Genomic DNA, 1,760 nt, shown 5'->3' on the forward strand with positions numbered 1-1,760 from the left:
ACCGACCAAGCTCAGTATAAAACTGAAACGCAAACGAGCGTGGATGAAAACAGATTTTTTAGAACGCATACTTAATGCAGGATTTGGGCGATAGAGTGAATTTTAATCATTCATGCGGTTGCCCTGCTATCCGAGGATAATTGACTCATGCAGAACGATTCTACTACCAACCTATGGCGATTTGCGCTATATCCGACTGGGTGATGATTCAGGTTCAGCAATGTAATATGTTAGTATATTAGTTGCTAAAAAGCTGGGAGGTCCCCCAAAAGGCTCCTCCCAGCTAGGGTAAAGCTAAAAATCAAGAAAGTCATCATTAACAGAATAGTAATTTAGTGCCCTCACAAACTCATCAAGTGAGGCTGATGGTTTTTGTTCAAGAACTGAATCAATAACATCCACAAATTGTTGTCCTGAATATAAATAATTTAATTTCTTGGAAATAACCACCTGAGGGAAAACCTCATTATCCTGATCATCTACATCAGGGTAATCTGCCACATAATAATTCCCATCCACTTTCAACTCATCGCAATCGTCACCGTATAAACAAAAGTTATCGTCCCGAGAGTCTTCGAGCATGGTTCTTATCGTCTGTTTTATGTATGTTTTTTTGCATCAGAGACCTTTCGGCATCGGATATTGGTGCTATGATCGGCATAATTCAGTCCGGTTGGTGGTTTGGGATATTCAGCGATTGATCAGATCGCTTAAATCGGACTGAGTTCCCTCGTGGTGATCTACTATTTGGAACAGCTATTTAGTGGAACCATAACTAAGTACTCTCGATTTCAACATGATCATTAATATTAATACGGAAGTCCGACTCAGCACGTACATAAATCCCGAACACAGCCCCATCAAAGTCATTCCATTCATCCAGTATTTCCAAAACCGGAGAGTCAGATACTGACTGCAATTTTCGATGAAGCACAGGAATAGCATTGCAACGTTCGGTTATTTCCGTAACATTGAATACCTGTCTATTTATCAAGATTTTCTTAATATCTTTCTCATTTCGAATACCAAAATCAGAAACTACTATATTTGGACGAAAAATGGAACTATCTATCTCAGCTAAACCGCAGTTTAGACTCAAAAGATTCAGTGATTTCTGGGATATTATATGTATTGGCCCGGTATCCATGAAACATTGAGTATAATCATCAAAGTGCTTGATCTTCGCAAGGATCACATTCATTTTCAAATAAGCACTGATATACTCAGAGATCTTTCCAGGATAAGTCTCCACCTCAACATGCCTTGACCATACTTTAATTATATCCTTAGTGGAGGGGGGCTTATTTAATTTACGGATAGAGTTATCGATAGAAATAGTTATTTCGTTATCATTGTCAATAATCGAAATATCTGGTAGCAAGGAGGTTTCACGTAACGAGATAAACTTTTTTTGCTCCGCATCAAAAAGACAATACAAACGATCACCAATAATACCATTAGCATTTCCTGAACACGAACTGGATGAAACTCCGGCACCTGATTTAAGCGGATAATAAGTTAACTTGGAGACAAAATTCATTACTTTCCTCTCGTTGTATAATAATACTCTTCAACAGTCAATCTATTTGCATTAATGTCGTATGATGCATCGATAATGTTTCTACGTATACGTCAGGGCCGGATCCCACTTTTAATGGAACTTTTCTCTGTAGATACGATCTGATCAGTCTCCTTCAGTAACGCAGAGTTGATGATGTCTATTTTTAATTATATCAGTGAAATACCAGACCCACGCAAAG

Annotated in this window: 2 protein-coding genes; both read right to left on the minus strand. The window is 38.2% G+C overall.

Annotated elements, in window-relative coordinates:
- Positions 1-294: 294 nt before the first annotated feature.
- Positions 295-582 carry a DUF7716 domain-containing protein gene (locus EOJ37_RS14085; RefSeq protein ID WP_127960499.1) on the minus strand — a complete coding sequence of 96 codons (288 nt, stop codon included), beginning with the start codon at positions 580-582 and terminating at the stop codon, positions 295-297.
- A gap of 193 nt (positions 583-775) precedes the next feature.
- Positions 776-1,540 carry an MOSC domain-containing protein gene (locus EOJ37_RS14090; RefSeq protein ID WP_127960500.1) on the minus strand — a complete coding sequence of 255 codons (765 nt, stop codon included), beginning with the start codon at positions 1,538-1,540 and terminating at the stop codon, positions 776-778.
- Between the last annotated feature and the right edge of the window lie 220 nt (positions 1,541-1,760).

It is taken from the genome of Serratia microhaemolytica (assembly GCF_004011885.1).
In the GTDB taxonomy this organism is placed as follows: Bacteria; Pseudomonadota; Gammaproteobacteria; order Enterobacterales; family Enterobacteriaceae; genus Serratia_G; species Serratia_G microhaemolytica.